This is a genomic window from Achromobacter spanius (genome assembly GCF_029637605.1).
Taxonomy (GTDB): Bacteria; Pseudomonadota; Gammaproteobacteria; order Burkholderiales; family Burkholderiaceae_B; genus Achromobacter; species Achromobacter spanius_E.
Window position 1 is genome coordinate 1412540 of record NZ_CP121261.1, and the last position, 14537, is coordinate 1427076.

The 14537-nt window shown below is 63.8% G+C and carries 14 protein-coding genes; 5 read left to right on the forward strand and 9 right to left on the reverse strand.

Annotated features, from left to right (window positions below):
- Positions 1 to 41: 41 nt before the first annotated feature.
- The gene (locus P8T11_RS06160) at positions 42 to 551 is read right to left on the reverse strand and encodes a winged helix DNA-binding protein (RefSeq protein WP_268077772.1); all 510 of its coding nucleotides are present in this window, start codon (positions 549 to 551) and stop codon (positions 42 to 44) included.
- A gap of 157 nt (positions 552 to 708) precedes the next feature.
- A complete protein-coding gene (gene nudC, locus P8T11_RS06165; RefSeq protein ID WP_268077771.1) occupies positions 709 to 1479 on the reverse strand; it encodes an NAD(+) diphosphatase in 771 nt (256 codons plus the stop codon).
- 280 nt (positions 1480 to 1759) lie between these two features.
- Between nudC and P8T11_RS06170 the strand changes: the two genes are divergently transcribed.
- The 4 genes from P8T11_RS06170 to P8T11_RS06185 all read left to right on the forward strand — a co-directional run bounded on the left by P8T11_RS06170 (position 1760) and on the right by P8T11_RS06185 (position 5957).
- Entirely contained in the window at positions 1760 to 2734 is a 975-nt protein-coding gene (locus P8T11_RS06170) for a TRAP transporter substrate-binding protein (RefSeq protein WP_268077770.1), read from the forward strand.
- Between the two features lie 7 nt (positions 2735 to 2741).
- On the forward strand, positions 2742 to 3242 hold the full coding sequence (locus P8T11_RS06175) for a TRAP transporter small permease (protein WP_268077769.1): 501 nt from the start codon (positions 2742 to 2744) through the stop codon (positions 3240 to 3242).
- The gene (locus P8T11_RS06180) at positions 3235 to 4536 is read left to right on the forward strand and encodes a TRAP transporter large permease (protein ID WP_268077768.1); all 1302 of its coding nucleotides are present in this window, start codon (positions 3235 to 3237) and stop codon (positions 4534 to 4536) included. Before P8T11_RS06175 ends, P8T11_RS06180 begins: the two co-directional genes overlap by 8 nt.
- 347 nt (positions 4537 to 4883) lie before the next feature.
- The gene (locus P8T11_RS06185) at positions 4884 to 5957 is read left to right on the forward strand and encodes a porin (protein WP_268077767.1); all 1074 of its coding nucleotides are present in this window, start codon (positions 4884 to 4886) and stop codon (positions 5955 to 5957) included.
- Between the two features lie 76 nt (positions 5958 to 6033).
- Here the strand turns inward: P8T11_RS06185 and P8T11_RS06190 are convergent, their stop codons facing one another.
- The 7 genes from P8T11_RS06190 to P8T11_RS06220 all read right to left on the reverse strand — a co-directional run bounded on the left by P8T11_RS06190 (position 6034) and on the right by P8T11_RS06220 (position 13431).
- Entirely contained in the window at positions 6034 to 6840 is an 807-nt protein-coding gene (locus tag P8T11_RS06190) for a putative hydro-lyase (RefSeq protein WP_268077766.1), read from the reverse strand.
- A gap of 39 nt (positions 6841 to 6879) precedes the next feature.
- Complete coding sequence (locus P8T11_RS06195; protein ID WP_268077765.1) at positions 6880 to 8229, reverse strand: amidase; 1350 nt, start codon at positions 8227 to 8229, stop codon at positions 6880 to 6882.
- Between the two features lie 99 nt (positions 8230 to 8328).
- Positions 8329 to 9012: a DUF2848 domain-containing protein gene (locus tag P8T11_RS06200; RefSeq protein ID WP_268077764.1), complete on the reverse strand. Its 684-nt coding sequence runs from the start codon at positions 9010 to 9012 to the stop codon at positions 8329 to 8331.
- 72 nt (positions 9013 to 9084) lie between these two features.
- Positions 9085 to 10368, reverse strand: coding sequence for a TRAP transporter large permease (locus P8T11_RS06205; protein ID WP_268077763.1), 1284 nt, complete (start codon positions 10366 to 10368; stop codon positions 9085 to 9087).
- Complete coding sequence (locus P8T11_RS06210) at positions 10365 to 10985, reverse strand: TRAP transporter small permease subunit (RefSeq protein WP_268077762.1); 621 nt, start codon at positions 10983 to 10985, stop codon at positions 10365 to 10367. Before P8T11_RS06210 ends, P8T11_RS06205 begins: the two co-directional genes overlap by 4 nt.
- A gap of 82 nt (positions 10986 to 11067) precedes the next feature.
- A complete protein-coding gene (locus tag P8T11_RS06215; RefSeq protein ID WP_268077761.1) occupies positions 11068 to 12114 on the reverse strand; it encodes a TRAP transporter substrate-binding protein in 1047 nt (348 codons plus the stop codon).
- 411 nt (positions 12115 to 12525) lie between these two features.
- Positions 12526 to 13431 (reverse strand): LysR family transcriptional regulator, encoded by a 906-nt coding sequence (locus P8T11_RS06220; RefSeq protein WP_268077760.1) that lies wholly within the window; start codon positions 13429 to 13431, stop codon positions 12526 to 12528.
- Between the two features lie 67 nt (positions 13432 to 13498).
- On the opposite strand from P8T11_RS06220, the gene P8T11_RS06225 reads away from it, so the two are divergent.
- Positions 13499 to 14458 carry a DMT family transporter gene (locus tag P8T11_RS06225; protein ID WP_268077759.1) on the forward strand — a complete coding sequence of 320 codons (960 nt, stop codon included), beginning with the start codon at positions 13499 to 13501 and terminating at the stop codon, positions 14456 to 14458.
- Positions 14459 to 14537 lie beyond the last annotated feature (79 nt).

The following is a 14537-nucleotide window of genomic DNA, read 5'->3' on the forward strand; positions in this document are numbered from 1 at the left end:
CGCGGTCGGGTTGCGGTGTGCCGGGCCATGCCCGAACAGATTCAGAGTGAGGTTGCCGCCCGCGCGGCCTGGTCGTACAGGCCCGATAGCGAGCGCAGGGCGTGCGCCAGTTGGCGGCTGAAATCCAGCCCGCCCCCACCCGGCCCGTCCAGGCCGGCGGTCAGGCATTGCTCGCGGATCTCGCCATAGCGTTTGAGGATGGTCGCGCCGTCCGGCGTGACGCTGTAGAACACTTCCTTGCTGCTGCGTTCGCCCTTGACCACGCCCAGGCGCTCCAGCTTCTTCAGCGCGTAGCTGACGATGTGGGTGTCTTCGACGTTGAGCGTGAAGCAGATGTCGGCAAGCTTCTTGGCGCGTTGCCGGTGGTAAACATGGTGGAACACCATCACGTCGGTAGGCGTCAGGTCGGGTAGCCCGGCCGCCGCCATGCAGCGCACCGTCCAGCGGTCAAAGGCATGGCTGGCGATCATCAGGCCGAATTCAACTTCGGACAGATCGGGCGCGCTACCGCCGGCAAGGTGGGCCGACGACGCTATCAACGTGGAGCTCATGGGACGCTTGAACCAAGTTTATCTGGTTGAAATACTAATAATTTATGGGCATTTCATCCATAAAAAATAAGCATTGAACGGCCGAAAGCGGCCATTTCAAGGGAATACCCCTAGCACCATGGCGACTGCAATGCCGCCTGATGCGGCAGGATGTTGTCTAGGGCGCGGCCCAGCCCATGGGCAGATTGGCGCGGATGAGCCAGCCCGCAATCGAAATGCGCGGCGCGATATCGGGCATGGGGTCGCCCGGACCAAACCAGCGCGCATCGGCGATCTCGTCTTCCTGCACGCGGATATCGCCCGAGACGTAGTCGGCGGTAAACGCCACCATCAGCGAATGCGGAAACGGCCAGGGCTGGCTGCCGAAGTACTGCAGATTGCCGACCTTCAAGCCGACTTCCTCGTAAACCTCGCGGTGCACGGTTTCTTCGATGCTCTCGCCCGGCTCGACGAACCCAGCCAACGCCGTGTAGCGGGCCGTGGCGGTAGTGGTGTGCCGTGCCAGCAGGATGCTGTCGCCCTTGCGGATCAGCACCATCATGGCCGGCGATATGCGCGGGTAGGCTGAAAAACCACAGGACGGGCAGCGCAGGCAGAATTCGTGCGCCACGCGCTCGGCGGGGGTTCCGCAGGCGCCACAGAACCGGTGCGTGCGCGCCCATTCGGCGATCTGGTAGGCGCGGCCCGCCAGCGCCATGCGCTCGTCGTCCAGCACGCCAAACAGCGACCGCAACTTCTTGAAGGCATAGCCTTCGGGCGCCTCCAGCGTGGGGTCCACATGCATCGTCCGATACGGGGAATCGGGCGTCGTCCAGATCGGCTGCAAGGCCGGCAGGGCCAGGCCGATGCGTTCGCACAATGCCAGATCCGGCAACAAGCTGGACGCTTCTTCAACCAGCAACTCATCTCGACGGAAAACGAAATTCACAAGGGGCCTCTGCAGCTTGCATACACAGCCGCAATCTTAGAAGAAAAACGGGGGCATGAATTCGAGGTGTCCACGGCGTGCACAACGATTTAACCTTCAACGAACTGGCACGCCGAAGCCTAGGATTAACCCGTAAACCGGCGTATTTTCTGCGCGATGGTGCCGCGCAGCACCATAGAATGGCACGGCTTTTAGGCCGCGCACCATCCGCGCAGCAGTCTCTTTCAAGAATGCCTATCGGGCACAACCCGTCTTCACCATTCGCACAGAAGGACCATCCATGTACAAGAAAATCTCAATGCTGGCCGGCAGCATCATCCTGGCATTCAGCGCCGGCGCACAGGCCGAAACCAAGTGGGATTTGCCCAGTGCCTACCCGGCCAGCAACTTCCATGTTGAAAACCTGACCAGCTTCATCAAGGAAGTGGATACGCTGTCGCAAGGCAAGCTGAAGATTCAGCTGCACAACAATGCGTCGCTGTACAAGGCGCCGGAAATCAAGCGCGCCGTGCAAGGCAACCAGGCGCAGATCGGCGAAATCCTGCTGACCAACTTCGCCAACGAAGACCCGATCTACGAACTGGACGGCCTGCCCTTCCTGGCCACCGGCTACGACGCTTCGTTCAAGCTGTACCAGGCGCAAAAGCCCTTCCTGGAAAAGAAGCTTGAGTCGCAAGGCATGATGCTGCTGTACGCCGTGGCATGGCCGCCCCAAGGCATCTTCGCCAACAAGGAAATCAAGCAGATCAGCGACATGAAGGGCCTGAAGTGGCGCGCGTACAGCCCGGTCACGGCCAAGATCGCTGAACTGGTGGGCGCGCAACCCGTCACGGTGCAGCAGGCTGAACTGGCGCAAGCGCTGGCCACCGGCGTGATCGATTCCTACATGTCGTCGGCTTCCACCGGCTACGACACCAAGACGTACGAATACATCAAGAAGTTCTACGACACGCAGGCCTGGTTGCCCAAGAACGCCATCATAGTGAACAAGAAGGCCTTCGACGCGCTGGACCCCGCCTCGCAAGAAGCCTTGAAGAAGGCCGGCGCGGATGCCGAAGCACGCGGCTGGAAGCTGTCGCAAGAAAAGAATAAGTGGTATCAGGAACAGCTGGCCAAGAACGGCATGGAAACCATCCAGCCCACCGTCGAGCTGAAGGAAGGCCTGTCGGTGATTGGCAAGCGCATGCTGGATGACTGGCTGAAGAAGTCCGGCGCGGACGGCAAAACCATGATCGACACCTACAAGAAGCAGTGATATTTCCATGCGCCGCTTTTTAGATGGTCTTTACGGCGCGGCCGGCCTGTTGGCCGGCTTGTGCACGATCGGCGTCCTGGCGTCCGTGCTGGCGGCGATCATCGCCCGCCAGCTCGGCTTGAACATTCCGGGCACCGATGCGTATGCAGGCTATTTCATGGCCGCGGCGGGTTTTCTGGCGTTGGCCAGCACGTTCAAGCACGGCGAACACATCCGTGTGACGCTATTGCTGAATTCGTTGGCGCCGGCCGGCAGCCGCCGGCTGGATATTTTTGCGCTGGCCGTCGGCTCGCTCCTGGCGTCCGCCTTTGCGTTCTTCAGTATCAAGCTGACCTACGACTCCTGGCTGTACAACGACATCTCCACCTCCAACGACGCCACGCCGCTCTGGATTCCGCAGATCAGCATGGCGGTGGGCACGGTGTTGTTCCTGGTCGCCCTTGTCGACGAGTTGATCCGTCGCTCACGCGGCGTGCCCGCCGCTACTTCGCAGCAATCCCATGAATGAACTTCTTGTCATTACCCTATTGGTCGTTTCGATCTTCGCGCTGTTGGGCTGCGGAGTCTGGGTCGGCCTGACGCTGGCGGGTACGGCCTGGATCGGCATGGAGATTTTCTCCAGCCGCCCCGCGGGCGACGCCATGGCCGTCACCATCTGGGGCGCCTCGTCCAGTTGGACGCTGACCGCCCTGCCCTTGTTTCTGTGGATGGGCGAGATCCTGTTCCGCACCCGGTTGTCCGAAGACCTGTTCAGGGGCTTGGCGCCGTGGCTGAACCGCCTGCCGGGCCGGCTGCTGCACACGAACGTGATCGGTTGCGCGATTTTTGCCGCCGTGTCGGGCTCGTCTGCCGCTACCTGCGCCACCGTCGGCAAGATGACCATTCCCGAGCTGAAGCGCCGTGGCTACCCCGAGGACAAGATCCTGGGCACGCTGTCGGGCGCGGGCACGCTGGGCCTCTTGATTCCGCCGTCCATCATCATGATCGTGTACGGCGTGGCGGCCGACGTGTCGATCGCCAAGCTGTTCATCGCGGGGATTCTGCCAGGGCTTCTGCTGGCCGTGCTGTTCATGGGCTATATCGGTTGGTGGGCAATACGCAATCCCAAGCAAGTGCCGGCGGCGGATCCCGGCATGCCATTCATGCAGAAGCTGTCGCAGTCGCGGCACTTGATTCCGGTCATGGTGCTGATCGGCGCGGTGCTGGGCTCCATCTACAGCGGCATCGCCACGGCCACGGAAGCGGCGGCGGTGGGTGTGGTGGGCGCCTTGATCCTGTCGGCGCTGCAGGGCTCGTTGAACCGGTCAACCTTCAAGCAATCGCTCTTGGGCGCCACCCGCCTGTATTGCATGATTGCGCTGATTCTGGCGGGTGCGCAGTTCCTGACGCTGGCAATGGGCTATATCGGCCTGCCGCGCGCGCTGGCCGAATGGATCGGCGGGCTGGGCTTGTCGCAATTTGGCCTGATCATGGCGCTGATGGTGTTCTTCATCGTGCTGGGATGCTTCCTGGACGGCATTTCGATCGTGGTGCTGACTATGGGTGTGCTGCTGCCGACCGTGCAGGCGGCGGGCATTGACCTGATCTGGTTCGGCATCTTCATCGTCTTCGTGGTGGAAATGGCACAGATCACGCCGCCGGTGGGCTTCAACCTGTTCGTGCTGTCCGGCATGAGCGGACGCGAATTGCCCTACATTGCGCGCGCTTCAATGCCCATGTTCCTGCTGATGGCCATGGCGGTACTGCTGCTGTATTTCGTACCCGGTATCGCGACCTGGCTGCCGCTGCACATGAAACTGTGACGCCTTGGCGCTGCACGCAAAACCGGTCGCCCAGGCGGCCGGTTTTTTTTGCCTGTTCGTCACCGATTTGACGGGCCGCGCGTTTCGATTTCTGTAAACCAGGGAAAACGCCAGATCCGATTGGGCACCACGCAGGTGCCAACTTTCCTAGAATCCCCTGGCGCCAATCGGCTGCACCAACTTGGCGCAGCCGATTGGCTTGCACCCTTGGGCTTATGCTCCGGACCCGCGCTGCATCCAAAGCGTCGGTGCACGGGCCCAACGTCGGACGACCCTTCCGGCGCAAACACCTCCGGCCACAAGCCGGAAGCAATCAAAATAAATCAGCTACACAGGAGGACTTCTCAGTGAAACGCATCACCCTTACGCTCGCCGCAGCAGGCCTGGGCCTGGCCACCGGCACCGCTTCGGCGGAAACCAGCGTCACCCTGTACGGCATCGCCGACGTCAGCATCCGCTACCTGAGCACCAGCGCCGGCAGCGTTGGCGAGGACGGCAGCCGGGTGTCGATGGAAAACGGCGCCATCTCGAACAGCCGCTGGGGCCTGCGCGGCTCTGAAGACCTGGGCAATGGCAACCGCGCCTTCTTCCGCCTGGAAAACGGCTTCAACATGCAGAACGGCAATTCGTCGGCCACGGGCAAGGCGTTTGGCCGGCTGGCCTACGTGGGCCTGGATGGCGGCGGCATCGGCCAACTGACCTTGGGCTTGCAGAACACGCCGATGTTCGATTTGCTGGCCGATCACTTCGACCCGCTGACCGTGGGCAACTACGATCAGAACGCCTGGTTGCCCGCCGCCATGTCGCGCGTGCGCACCAACAACATGACCAAGTATTCCAACACCATTGGCGACCTGTCATTGGCGTTGTCGTGGGCTAACGGCGAAAGCTGGGAAGACCACAAGGCCGGCCAACAATACGGCGCCAGCCTGCGCTACATGGTCGGCAAGCTGGGCCTGGGCGCGGCGTATCAGCAAACCTACGACGGCCTGGATTCCGATCTGCGCCAACGCGTCTGGAACCTGAACGCGTCCTACCAGTTCGACAGCGCCAAGGTGTTCGTCGGCTACTTCAACGGCCGCGACGAAACCGGCTGGGTCAATGCCGTCATGGGCGGCGCCACCAGCACCGCCGGTCTGAACCGCAAGGACAACGGCTATTTCGCGGGCGTCACCTGGCAAGCCACGCCGCGCTGGGCCATTACCGGCGCCGGCTATTACGACCAAAGCAAGAACGTGGTTGAAGACGGCGACAAGGGCAAGCGCTATGCGCTGGTGGCCGTGGCGGAATACGCGCTGTCCAAGCGTTCGCAGGTCTACGGCACCGTGGACTGGAACAAGGTCAGCGACGCCGCCAGCAATGAAATCGCCGGCAAGAACCACCAGGTGGGCGCGGCCGTGGGCTTCCGCCACATTTTCTAAGCGGCACGCGAATCGGGCGTTTTAAGAACGTCCACGTAAAAACCCCATCGCACGAACATGCTGCGATGGGGTTTTTTTACAGCATCGCCATGCGGCTGTTGACCAGGTCGGTCACCAGCATATGCCCTGGGGCGTGCGTAATGCAGAACTCCGGGCGCACGGACGACACCACGGACTGCGGCGTGACGCCGCAAGCCCAGAACACCGGCATTTCGCCGGGGCGGATCTCGACGGCGTCACCGTAATCCGGCCGGTTGATGTCCGCGATGCCGATCAACGCGGGGTCGCCGATGTGCACCGGCGCACCATGCACGGACGGAAAGCGCGACGTGACCTGGATGGCGCGGATGGCGTCGGCCGCCTTCAATGGGCGCATGGACACTACCAGCGGCCCGCTGAACGAGCCGGCCGGTTGCGTGGGGATGTTGGTGCGGTACATGGGCACGTTGCAACCCTGCTCGATGTGGCGCACCGGCAAGCCGTTGTCCAGCATGGCTTCTTCGAACGAAAACGAGCAGCCGATCAGGAACGACACCAGATCATCGCGCCAGATATCGCGCACGTCGGTGGGTTCGGCCACCAGCTCGCCGTTCTTCCAGACGCGATAGCGCGGGATGTCGGTGCGGATGTCGATGTCCGCCCCCAGTTCCGGCAACGCGGGGTTGCCGGGTTCGGACATGGCCAGCAAGGGGCAAGGCTTGGGGTTGCGTTGGCAGAAATGCAGAAACTCGGCCGCCAGCGCGCGCGGCAGGATGGCCAGGTTGGCCTGCACATGCCCCGGCGCCAGGTTGGCCGTGGGGCCGGTCAGGCGCCCGCTGCGGGCATCCAGCCGGGCCTGGCGGGCCAGTTCGACACTATTGCGTACTACGTCGACGGGCGACATGGAAAATCCTCTTGATGCGGGTTGTGAGGCGACGGCCGATCAACGCCCGGCCAGCAGCGCTTCAACCGCCAGGCCCACGGCCAGGATGCGGCGGTCGGCGCCGTTGCTGCCGGAGATCATCAAGCCCACCGGCGCGGTGCCCGGCGCGTGGCAAGGCAGGGACAATGCGCAGCCGTCCAGGAAGTTGATCAGCGTGGGGTTGCGCAGGATCAGGCCGTTGGCCGCGTAGTAGGCTTCGTCCGACGCCACCAGGTCCGCTACCGCCGGCGCCACAATGGGCGTGGTGGGCATGATGAGCGCGTCGTAGCCGGCAATGCGGTGGTCCACGGCGGCCACCCAGGCCTCACGCGCGTCCAGCAGGTCCAGGTAGTCGGCGGCGCTCATGTCCTGGCCGCGCATGATGCGCGACACCACGCGCGGGTCGTAGCGCTTGCCGGCGCGCGCGATCAGGTCGCGGTGCCAGGCCCAGGCTTCGGCCGCCGTGAAGCCGCCCTTGCTGTTGATGTTGCCCAGCTCGGCGAATTCGGGAATGGCGATTTCCTCGACCAGCGCGCCCGCGGCCTTCAGCTTGGCCACGGCGGCGGCGAAGCTGTCGGCAACGTGCTTTTCCATGGCATCCAGCGCCAGCGTGGTCGGCACGGCCAGGCGCAAGCCGCGCAGGGCCATGGCCTCGGGCACCGGGCCGCCGTCGCCGGACAGGATGGCGTCCAGCTCGGCGCAGCAGCGCACGCTGCCCGCGATGGGGCCGATGGAATCCAGGTTAGCCGACAGCGGCAGCACGCCCGTCATGGACACACGCCACGCGCTGGGCTTGAAGCCCGTGAGGCCGCACAGCGCGGCCGGGATGCGCACCGAACCGCCGGTGTCGGAACCGACGCCGGCCACGGCCATGCCATCGGCCACCGACACCGCCGCGCCCGACGAAGAACCACCCGGAATGCGGCCGGTGCCACGGTCATACGGGTTCAGCGGCGTGCCGTAGTGCGGGTTGATGCCCAGGCCCGAATAGGCGAATTCGGTCATGTTGGTACGGCCAATGATGACGGCGCCCGCGGCGATCAAACGCTGCACGACTTCGGCGTTGGCGTCAGCCGCCGGCTCGCCTTCGCGCGCGACGGAACCAGCCATGGTGGTTTCGCCTTCGATGTCGAACAGGTCCTTGATGCTGATGGGCAGCCCTTCCACCGCCGAGCGCACGATGCCTGCGGCACGCAGGGTGTCGGATGCGCGCGCCTGGGCCAGCGCCGATTCGGCATACAGCTTGGTGAACACGCGCGCGCCCTCGCCCGCCGCATCCTGGGCGCGTGCCAGCGCCAGTTCGGTCAGCGCGACCGACGTGGTACGGCCTTCACTCAGGGCCAAGGTCAGTTCATTCAAGGTCGAAACCATCTTTGTCCTCGTGCCGACTTGCGGCGTAAAAGTGCGGACAGGCGCAACCTTGAGAAAAGGCGCGCCTGGCGTTCAATGCCATCCCATCAGGAACCGGAATCAGGCCACCACGGGCAGCGATTCAACATGATAGCGGTGGCTGATCGTGCGCTGGCGGCGCGGGTCGAACAGTTCCATGGTGAAGTCGGCCGCGGCGCGGATGCCGCCAATGGCGCCCACCGTGCCGCAAGTCATGCCCGCGCCTTGCGGCAGCGCGGCCGCGCCGCCGGTGTAGCCCGCGATCAGGTCTTGCGGCGTGCGCAGCGTGGACAGCGGGCCTTCCTGGTACAGCACCTTTTCGCCGTTCTCGACGATGTACGAACGGATAACCAGTTCGTCCCAGTAGTCGGCCACGTCGGCCAGGCGCCAGGCAACGGTGGCGACAGGCTTCACGCAGACCTGCTTGGACATGGCGACGCTGACGGTCTCCAGCTTGCGGTCGGTATGGTCGGACGCGATGCTGACGTACATTTCGCCGTCCACGGCGAACACAAAGGTTTCCACTTCGCCCGAGGAATCCTCGCCCACGGCCTGCACGCGTTCAGCCTGCGTGAGTTGGTTATCGGCAATGCGGTAGTACAGCGGCACGCTGGTCGGGCGCGGCACGCCAATGGCGGCCAGTTCTTCGATGTGGTGCTCAATGGCGGCCATGTCGCGTCCGGCCCAGCCGGCCACGATCAGGGTGTTGAAGTCCACTTCCACCTGGCGGGGATTGGCGTCGTCGATGTTGAATACGGCTTTCATATCAGTCCTGCGGAAATAACGGGTGGAAAACGGTGCGGCCACCCATGGGCCGCACCCGGTTCAAACAAGCTGTCAACCAAAGGCGCGCGGCAACCACAGCGCCAGATCGGGCCAAAACGCCAGCAGCGCCAGCATCAGGAACATGGCGGCCACGAACGGTAGGCTGCCGACAATGACGGCGCCCATGGAACCGCTCTTGCGCAAGCTTTGCACCACGAACAGGTTCAGGCCCACGGGCGGCGTGATCAGCGCGGCTTCGACCAGGATGATGATGACGATGCCCAGCCAGATCGGGTCGTAACCCAGCGCAATCATGATGGGCGCCACGATGGGGATGGTCGTGATCATCATGGACAGCGTTTCCATGAAGCAGCCCAGCACCAGGTAGAAGATCACCACGATCAACAGCATCCAGCCGGGCGACAGCCCTAGCCCGGTGATCGACTTGGTCAAGGCATCGGTCAGGCCGGTGGCCGACATGACGAAGTTCAGGAAGCTGGCCGCGATGACGATCAGCATGATCATCGCCGTGGACCGCATCGTGCCTTCCATCACTTCGCGCAGCATCTTCCAGCTCAGGCGGCGGAACCAGGCGGCCAGGATGAACGCACCCAGCACGCCCAGCGCGGCGGCTTCGGTTGGCGTGGCCAGGCCCGCGTAGATGGAACCCACCACCAGGAAGAAGATGCCCATGGGCGGCGCCAGGTGCACCAGGCTGCCCAGGCGCTGTCCCCAGGTCGCATGGATCTTCTTGCCGCCCCAGGACGGCTTGGCCACGCACGCCACCACAATCATCAGCATGAACAGCGCGGCCATCGCGAAACCGGGGATGATGCCGGCCAGGTACAGCTTGGGCACCGACGAATTGGTCAGCACGCCATAGATCACCAGGTTGATGGACGGCGGAATCAAGATGCCCAACGTTCCGCCCGCGGCCAGGCTGCCCAGGAACAGCGGTTCGTTGTAGCCGTACTTGCGGATTTGCGGAATGGCAACGGTGCCCACGGTGGCCGCGGTGGCCACGCTGGAACCAGACGTGGCCGAAAACAAGGTGGATGCGCCGATGTTGGCGTGCATCAAGCCGCCCGGCAGCCACGACAACCACAGGCTCATGGCGCCGTACATGCGTTCCGCGAAGCCCGCGCGCAGCAGCACTTCGCCCAGCATGATGAACAGCGGAATCGCCACCAGCAGGAACTCATTGTTCGAGCTCCAGGAAATTTCACCGATGGCGCGCGACAGCGGGAGCATCGAGAACAGCGGGTCCAGAATCAGGCCCAGCACACCAAGCGCCGCGCCCACCGGAATGGACAGGCCGATCAGCACCAGCAACAACGTCAATGCGGTGGAAATCATGCCGCGTCTCCTTTCACCATGCGCTCGCCCGCGGCGGCTTCTTCTTCGGCTTCTTCCTGCGCCGAACGTACGCCACAAATCTGCTTGACCAGGTCAATATCGCCCGTGACCAGCGCGGCTGACGCGCGCGTCAGCATCAGCGCAACGGTGATGCACATCCAGGCCAGACCCAACAACCACAGGCCCTGCGGGATCCACAAGGGGGTGGCCAGCGGCGTGTTGGCCGTGGACTTCTGCGCCCACGAGGTCTGCACCACGTCGTAGGCGTAATACGTCAGGAACACCATGAAGACGGCCATCGCCACCATGGAAATCCAATCCAGCACAGCCGACAGGCGCACCGGTAAATATTGATAGAGCACATCAACGCGCACGTTGGCGCGCTGCAAGGTGGCGAACGCCAACGCCCAGGACGTGCTGATGGCGAAAGCGTAGCTGGAGAGCTCGTCGGCGCCACCGGTGTTGAAGCCCAGGAATTTGCGGGCCAGCACGTCGAAGGAGATCAGCAGCACGCTGGCCACCGTCAACGCACCGCCGGCCCAGACGGCGACGCGCGACAAGCTCTCGGCGCGCCGCAACAGGCCGCCCAGCAGGCGGAAGTGTTCGGTTTGGGTCATGGATAGCACCTCTGCGGGCATGCGCCCGGTATGTCTGGCAAAAAAACGCGCCGCCGCGCGATGCGGCGGCGCGGTCCAGCGCTTACTTGCTGGCGGTCAGGCCCAGCGTCTTGCCGATGGTGGCGTTGAAGTCCTTCACGCACTGCGCCGAGCAGCGGGCGGCCCACTTGGGCAGCACGGCTTCTTCGGCAACCTTCTTCAGCAGCGCGCGGTCGGCGTCGGACGGCTGAACCAGGACCATCTTGCCCTTGACCGGGAACGGGCAGGCAGCGGCGCCCGTGTTGCAGTCATAGCCTTCCTGCGTCTGGCGCGCGGCGGCGTCCCAGATGTTGTCGACCAGCGTCTTCACGTTGGTTTGCAGGAACGTGCGCACGGCGGGGTCCAGCTTGTCCCAGGCCTTTTGGTTGACGGCGTGGATTTGCTGGTTCCAGTTAATCGGCAGCGCAACCAGGTGCGTGGACACTTCATACCACTTGGCCGAGTAGCCCGACAGCGAACCCGTGATGGCGCAATCGACCACCTTGTTCTGCAGGGCCGGAACCACTTCGCCGAACGCCATCGTCACGCTGGAACCGCCCAGCGCTTCGACGAATTCAGCCGTGGTGCGGCTGCTGGTGCGGACCTTCTTGCCCTTGATGTCGGCCAGGCCCTTGATATCGGCGTTGCAGAACAGCACTTGCGCGGGATAGGTGGAAATGCCCAGCAGCTTGACGTTGCTACCTTCGCCGTAAAGCTTGGCGTAGACGGGTTCGAACGCATCGGTCACGGCGCGGGCGGTCTTGACGTCAGGCGCCAGGCCGGCCAGGTCGATGGCTTCGTTGATGGGGTTGTCGCTGGCGAAGTACGACAGCGTGGCGGTGCCGAATTCAATCACGCCTTGCGACATCAGGCGCAGCAACTCGGGACCCTTCAGGCCCATTTCGTTGAAGCCCTTGATTTCCGCCGTGACCTGGCCCTTGGACAGCTCGGGAATGGTCTTGGTCCAGAACGGCTTTTCGTAGTCGTTATAGGCGGTCAGGTTGGACAGGCCTCCCACGACCTTCAACTGGGTTTTGGGCAGGTCCTGCGCGTGAACGGCGCCGGTCAGCAAACTGGCGGCGACGGCGGCGAAAACAAGAGACTTCTTCATGGACAAAACTCCTGGCTGGCGGGATGGTCTGCGCACGCGGGATCCCGTTACCCCGGTCACGTGCGGTTTGGGTTCAGGTAATCAGGCGCGATGAACGCGCGCGGCGCGTGGCCAAGGACGTGGCGCCAGGGTCTGCAATTGGATCGAGTGACTATTCATGCTTTTCCCCCGCACTGTGTATCCAGGCGTTGCATTCTTGATGTTTCGCCATTGCATCCGCCGGGGCAGGAAGCGTCCAATCGTATGTTGCGATGTGGGGGTATAAATATTTCTTGGGTCTCGTCCGCGGGTGCCGATGGGATTCGCGCAAATGACGGCCTGGCGCGGGCTTGCAGGCCGTTGCAGGCCTGTCTGCGCATGGCTGACGATACCCCCGGCGACCCCGTGCCAACCGGCGACCGGGGAAAACACCTAGATCGGAATTCCGTCCCCGGCCTGCGCCGCGACCTTTTGCGCCATCTGCGCAATGACCCTGACGGCGTGGCTGTCCGGCCCCTGCACCCAGCTTGCGGTGAAGCTCAGCTCGGGCAAGGGGTCGGCCTGCACGCGCAGGATGCGGAGTTCGCCGCGCGCCAATTCCTTGCCCAGGAACACCGGCGCGATCACGCTGGTGCCGATGCCATCCTGCGTCATCCGCACCACCATGGACATGGATGCGCTGCCATACATGCGCGGCGAGGCCACGCCGGCGCGCGTCAGCATGTCGCGCACGACTCGATACGGCGAACTATTGGATGGGTACGTGATGATGGGCAGCTTGCCGATGCGCTCAAGCGTCAGCGGCTCGGGGCCCAGGTCCAGCGTGGGGCTGGCCACCCAGGCCAGCGGATAGCTGCACAGCGCCAGGTTTTCAACACGCGCCTCAAGCACGGGCCCCATCAGGAAGGCCAGGTCGATCTGGCGCGACATCAGGTGCGGGCGCAGCACGTGGGTGGTGTCCACCTCGATTTCCAGCACCAACGCTGGATAGGTCGAATGGATCAGTTCGATGAGTGTGGGCAGCCAGGTCTGCACAATGGTCTCGGCCACGCCGATGCGCACCGTGCCGGTCATCACGTTCTGTTCGCGCGCGGCCTCGAACATGTCGCGCCGCACTTGCAGCATGCGTTCGGCATGCGACAGCAATTCGTGGCCCTTGGCGGTGAGCTTGACGCCGCGCGCGTCGCGCTCGAAGAGCCGCACGCCCAAGTCCGCCTCAAGCGAGGCGATGCGCTGCGAGACGGCAGGCTGTGTGGTGTTGAGCTTGTCGGACGCGGCACGAAAGCTGCCCAGCGTGGCGACCCAAAAAAAAGTTTCGACGTTACGTAGTTCGATCATTGGCCTGTTCCCCCGGCGCGATGAGCGTATCATGGCAGCCGCCCATTTCCCCATCAGGAGCCCGTCCATGCCCCCGGCCGATCCAGGTCGCCCACAAGCCCCCGCGCCTGCCTCGCGCGGCCCGCTCGTCGGTATCTTGCTGCTGGTGCTATCGATGTGGACGCTTTCCTGTCTGGACGCCAGTGGCAAATGGGTCATGAATGCGGGCGTGCCGCTACTGGTGCTGTCTTGGTTCCGCTACGTGGTGCACCTGATCCTGGTGTTGGCGCTGGTATTGCCGGCCCGCGGGCTGCGGGTGCTGCGCAGCAACAAGCCGCGCGAACAACTGATACGCGGCGGCTCCATGTTCCTGGCCACGCTGATGTTCTTCACGACGCTCAGCTACATTCCGCAGGCCGAAGCCACGGCCATCAACTTCCTGGCGCCCTTGCTGGTGCTGTCGGTGGCGCCCTGGGTCCTGAAAGAGCCCGCCCGCATGTCCCGCTTTGTGGCGGCGGGCATTGCGTTTATCGGCGTCATCATCGTCATCCGTCCTGGCGGCGGCTTGCATCCGGTTGGCACCATTTTCGGTTTGCTGACGGCCTGTTGCTTTGCCGCGCAGTTCATCGCCACGCGGCGGGTGGCGGGCGATGACCCGTTCACCTCGCTGATCTGGAGCGGCGCGGTGGGCACGGTCTGCCTGACGGTGACCCTGCCTTTCGTATTGCCGGCGGCGCTGCCGGTCTTGCAGGGCCTATCCGGCTTCGATTGGTTCTTGCTGATCTCGACCGGCCTGACTGGCGGGGTCGGCCATCTGTTCCAGATCGCCGCGTACCGCCGGGCCCCGGCGTCCACGCTGGCGCCCTTCATCTATTTGCAGATCATCAGCGCCACGTCCGTGGGCTGGCTGGTCTATGGCCATTTCCCGGACCCGCTGACCTGGCTGGGCATCGCCATCATCTGCGCCAGCGGCATCGGCATCGGCCTGATCGAATGGCGCCGCAGCCTGGCCATCAGCGCGGCGTCCACCAGGGCCGCTGTTCGCTAGATCCACCGCTGAACCCAAGGGCGCGGGCCGTGTCCGGCGCGCGCCGGGCGGCTCCCGTACAATGCTCGTCGCTTTTTGC

Bases quoted from the DNA above. Each gene is read 5' to 3' on its own strand.
- P8T11_RS06160 (WP_268077772.1), bottom strand. From the start codon at position 551: ATGAGCTCCACGTTGATAGCGTCGTCGGCCCACCTTGCCGGCGGTAGC.
- P8T11_RS06170 (WP_268077770.1), top strand. From the start codon at position 1,760: ATGTACAAGAAAATCTCAATGCTGGCCGGCAGCATCATCCTGGCATTC.
- P8T11_RS06175 (WP_268077769.1), top strand. From the start codon at position 2,742: ATGCGCCGCTTTTTAGATGGTCTTTACGGCGCGGCCGGCCTGTTGGCC.
- P8T11_RS06180 (WP_268077768.1), top strand. From the start codon at position 3,235: ATGAATGAACTTCTTGTCATTACCCTATTGGTCGTTTCGATCTTCGCG.
- P8T11_RS06190 (WP_268077766.1), bottom strand. From the start codon at position 6,840: ATGTCGCCCGTCGACGTAGTACGCAATAGTGTCGAACTGGCCCGCCAG.
- P8T11_RS06195 (WP_268077765.1), bottom strand. From the start codon at position 8,229: ATGGTTTCGACCTTGAATGAACTGACCTTGGCCCTGAGTGAAGGCCGT.
- P8T11_RS06200 (WP_268077764.1), bottom strand. From the start codon at position 9,012: ATGAAAGCCGTATTCAACATCGACGACGCCAATCCCCGCCAGGTGGAA.
- P8T11_RS06205 (WP_268077763.1), bottom strand. From the start codon at position 10,368: ATGATTTCCACCGCATTGACGTTGTTGCTGGTGCTGATCGGCCTGTCC.
- P8T11_RS06210 (WP_268077762.1), bottom strand. From the start codon at position 10,985: ATGACCCAAACCGAACACTTCCGCCTGCTGGGCGGCCTGTTGCGGCGC.
- P8T11_RS06215 (WP_268077761.1), bottom strand. From the start codon at position 12,114: ATGAAGAAGTCTCTTGTTTTCGCCGCCGTCGCCGCCAGTTTGCTGACC.
- P8T11_RS06220 (WP_268077760.1), bottom strand. From the start codon at position 13,431: ATGATCGAACTACGTAACGTCGAAACTTTTTTTTGGGTCGCCACGCTG.
- P8T11_RS06225 (WP_268077759.1), top strand. From the start codon at position 13,499: ATGCCCCCGGCCGATCCAGGTCGCCCACAAGCCCCCGCGCCTGCCTCG.